The sequence below is a fragment of the Bacillus sp. JJ634 genome (assembly GCF_036962285.1).
GTDB lineage: Bacteria > Bacillota > Bacilli > Bacillales > DSM-1321 > Peribacillus > Peribacillus asahii_A.
This window is the reverse complement of sequence record NZ_JBALMU010000115.1, coordinates 7,227-11,191: the sequence shown is the minus strand read 5'-3', so window position 1 is coordinate 11,191 and position 3,965 is coordinate 7,227. Positions and strand designations below refer to the sequence as shown.

Genomic DNA, 3,965 nt, shown 5'->3' with positions numbered 1-3,965 from the left:
AAAGTTTAATCAAAAGCACCTCACAAACCGGTATTTTGCGATAAATAAAAAGAATCCATTTTGAAAAAAGTTTGATCATTTCTGTGATTCTTATTCCATTAAAGCGCCCTTTTCTGGAATAAGAAAATTATCATAATTGCAACTATCAATCCAAAAGGGGTGAGTACCCTTTTGGTGACATAATCAACCTTACTGGAAGCTAGAAGTAAAGGGCGGCGACCTCTTAAAAAGCTGTACGAACCTTGGGTCTTACAGGGGATAGTTTCCACACTCTTGGGTTACATTAATCTTTGAAGAAAGTAATTAGCAATCAATGGAAGGAAAAGCTAATGGAAAAAGGTAAAATTTCATCTCTTCAGATGGCAATCATGATGTTTCCCACGATTGCAGCTACCGCTGTTCTCGGGGTTCCAAGCATCACAGCAAAATATGCCAAAAATGATTTATGGCTGTCCCCCATTTTGGCATCCCTCATTGGATATGTGACGGTGTATATCACTTATCAACTGCATAAACTTTATCCGAAACAAACGGTGATCCAATTCAGTGAACACATCATTGGTCGGTTCACGGGAAAAATTCTCAGTTTTTTATTCTTGTTTTTTTATATCCAGGTCACGGGAATCATCATTAGAGAGTACGCCGAATTTCTTGTCGACTCTTTTCTAGTCGATACCCCGATTAGCGTGATTATGGCATCAATGATATTCCTCTGTGCCTTAACCGTACACGGTGGTTTAGAAGTAATGGGGAGAGCTGCCGAATTGTTTGTACCTGTTTTTATATTTCCACTCGTTATCTTTATCATCTTTTTGGCCCCTGATTTCGAATTCAGGAATATATTCCCGATATTGGGGGATGGGATGATGCCTCCAATCAAGGGCGCGATTGTGCCAGGTGGGTGGTTCACAGAATTTTTTCTGATCACTTTTCTTCTGCCTTTTATAGCAGATAGGAAAAAAGGAATGAAATACGGAATGATAAGTGTTTTTGCTGTGATGATGATGTTAGTTGTGGTCAATCTTTTCGTTCTTTTTATACTCGGGCCAACGACAGCCTCTTATACTTATTCCGCATTTACCGTAGCTCGATACATCAGTATGGCCGACTTTTTTGAACATTTAGAGTCTGGTATCATGGCTGCTTGGATAGTAGGGGCGTTTGTCAAAATTTCTGTGTTTTATTATGCGGCTGCTTTAGGTACCGCCCAGTGGCTGAAACTTTCGGACTACCGGACCGTTATATGGCCGGTAGGGATTCTAATTGTAGTATTTAGCTTTTGGTCACTTCCTAACACAATGGGATTGGAACGTTATCTTGTCGGAGCCTTCCCCTTATTCGCGTTATTAATACAAACGGCTATTCCTCTGTTTTTGTTGGCGATTGCAGTTGTAAAGAAAAGAAAACGTAAAAGAACCAAAATTATTTGAACTGTTACATAGATATCCAATTTTCTTTAAAGGTGTTGTTCAACAATATGGCCCTTTAACGGAATAACTTATTGTCACTCAACAGTTCCTCAATCGATCTTTCAATTCAGATGTTCTTTTTCTTTTCACTATAAAAACGCCCCTTTAGATAAAAATATCCAAAGGGGTAAAACGGTGCAACTTTTTTACAAACGGTACGACTTTATTTTAAATCCACAGCCATAACTAATCTCATACCCCTATTACTCAACTGTCACACTCTTCGCCAAATTACGCGGTTTATCCACATCGCATTCGCGGTGAAGCGCTGCATAGTACGCAATGAGTTGGAGAGGGATCACAGAAATAAGCGGTGTTAATAGTTCATGCACTTTTGGAATAACAAAACGGTCGTCTTCTTCTTCCAATCCCTTCATAGAAATAATACATGGGTTCGCACCACGAGCGGCAACCTCTTTCACATTTCCACGAATGCTTAAGTTCACACCTTCTTGCGTTGCAAGCGCAACAACCGGTGTACCTTCTTCGATTAATGCAATCGTGCCGTGTTTTAATTCTCCACCAGCAAATCCTTCTGCTTGAATATATGAGATTTCCTTTAACTTCAATGCCCCTTCTAAACCTACATAGTAGTCTAAAGAGCGGCCGATAAAGAAGCAGTTACGTGTCACAGATAAGAATTCACGAGCAATAGTTTCCATTTCTTCCTTCGAATCACAAAGAGCAACCATAGCTGTGGCGACCATTCCAAGCTCTTTTACAAGATCAAAGTCTATCTCCTCATTGCGGAACTTTGCCACTACATTAGCTAAGATAGCAAGTACCGCTACTTGAGCTGTATAAGCCTTTGTAGACGCTACTGCAATTTCCGGACCTGCATGTAAAAGTAACGTAAAGTCCGCTTCACGTGAAAGCGTAGAGCCTGGTACATTTGTAATCGTAAGAGCTTTATGGCCTAGCTCCTTAATTGCCACAAGAACGGCACGGCTATCTGCCGTTTCACCACTTTGTGAAATGAAAATAAATAACGGTTTTTCTGATAAAAGCGGCATATTGTACGTAAATTCCGAAGCCACATGCACTTCTACTGGAATTTTCGCCATTTTTTCAATGAACTGCTTACCAATTAAACCAGCGTGATAACTTGTTCCACAAGCAACGATATAGATGCGATCCGCTCCGCTTACAGCTTCTGCAATATTGAAGTCAATCATAAGCTCGTCGTTTTCATTTTGGTAAGCTTGAATAATTTTACGAATAACAGCTGGCTGCTCATCGATTTCTTTAAGCATATAGTGCGGATACGTTCCTTTTTCAATATCACTCGCATCTAGCTCTGCTGTATAGGGTTCACGTGAAACCTCTTCATTATTTAAGTTTTTAATCGTTACATCTTCTTTCGTCACAACGACCATTTCTTTATCCATTAGTTCTAAAAATTGATCGGTTACTTGCAACATTGCCATTGCATCAGAAGCGACTACATTAAAGTCTTCACCCACACCAATTAATAATGGGCTTTTATTTTTTGCTACATAGATGACCTCAGTATTCTCAGCATCTAACAATGCTAGAGCGTAAGAGCCTTTTAATAAGGTTAATGTATGACGGAATGCTTCCTCAACGTCTCTTCCTTCGTTTACAAATTTCTCAATTAATTGAACAATTACTTCTGTATCTGTATCACTTTTAAACGTTACATCTTGTAAATACTCACGTTTTAAAATCGCATAGTTCTCAATAACTCCATTATGAACAAGTGTAAATCGACCTGATGCACTTTGGTGCGGATGCGCATTATCTTGACTCGGTACACCATGAGTTGCCCAGCGCGTATGTCCAATTCCTGTATGTGCTGACACATCTCCATCCACTTCAGCACGTAAATCCGCAATACGGCCTTTTTCTTTGAAAATGGTTACACCTTCTTCATTCTTAACAGCAATACCCGCTGAATCATATCCACGATATTCAAGCTTTTCTAAACCTTTTAATAAAATCTCCTTCGCATCTTGAAGGCCAGTATACCCAACGATTCCACACATAGTGATGTTCCTCCAAACCGGTTGGAGGAGGTAAGTATGTATCAGACGGGCTCTGCACACACTTACCCCCTCACCTCATTATTTTTTAAATTTTTACTGTTTGTGCATTTTCCACCCTTTGTGCAGCAAGTTACCCCGCTGTTTTAAGATGAAAATTACGACGGTTGTGCACAGTCAACCGGGAGGCATCCGCCGATTGTTCGATAAACCTCCCCCTCGTCAACTAAGCCATCGTTTCGTCCAGACTTAGTTCAGGCGCTTGTAAAACTACTATATTATTACCTTGCCCCTCCTCCTGCTTTTCAATTAACAAATATTAGCAAGCATAGAAAACAGGATAAGCATATCGTAAACAAAACTAAACAAAAGGTCAATCCTATATTACTTTTTCACCTCATAAAATGACTTAAGGAGCATTCCTTTCCCATACTCTCTAATTTGATTTAACGTGATTCTTTTGAACCATATAACATAAAAATATGCATAACAG

At 39.6% G+C, this 3,965-nt stretch carries 2 protein-coding genes; one reads left to right on the top strand and one right to left on the bottom strand.

Features of this window, described 5'->3' with window-relative positions; genetic code table 11:
• Nucleotides 1-329 precede the first annotated feature (329 nt).
• On the top strand, nucleotides 330-1,430 hold the full coding sequence (locus V7068_RS16555) for a GerAB/ArcD/ProY family transporter (protein ID WP_499713697.1): 1,101 nt from the start codon (nucleotides 330-332) through the stop codon (nucleotides 1,428-1,430).
• A 242-nt stretch (nucleotides 1,431-1,672) separates the two neighbouring features.
• Here the strand turns inward: V7068_RS16555 and glmS are convergent, their stop codons facing one another.
• Nucleotides 1,673-3,475 carry a glutamine--fructose-6-phosphate transaminase (isomerizing) gene (glmS, locus tag V7068_RS16550; RefSeq protein ID WP_499713696.1) on the bottom strand — a complete coding sequence of 601 codons (1,803 nt, stop codon included), beginning with the start codon at nucleotides 3,473-3,475 and terminating at the stop codon, nucleotides 1,673-1,675.
• Between the last annotated feature and the right edge of the window lie 490 nt (nucleotides 3,476-3,965).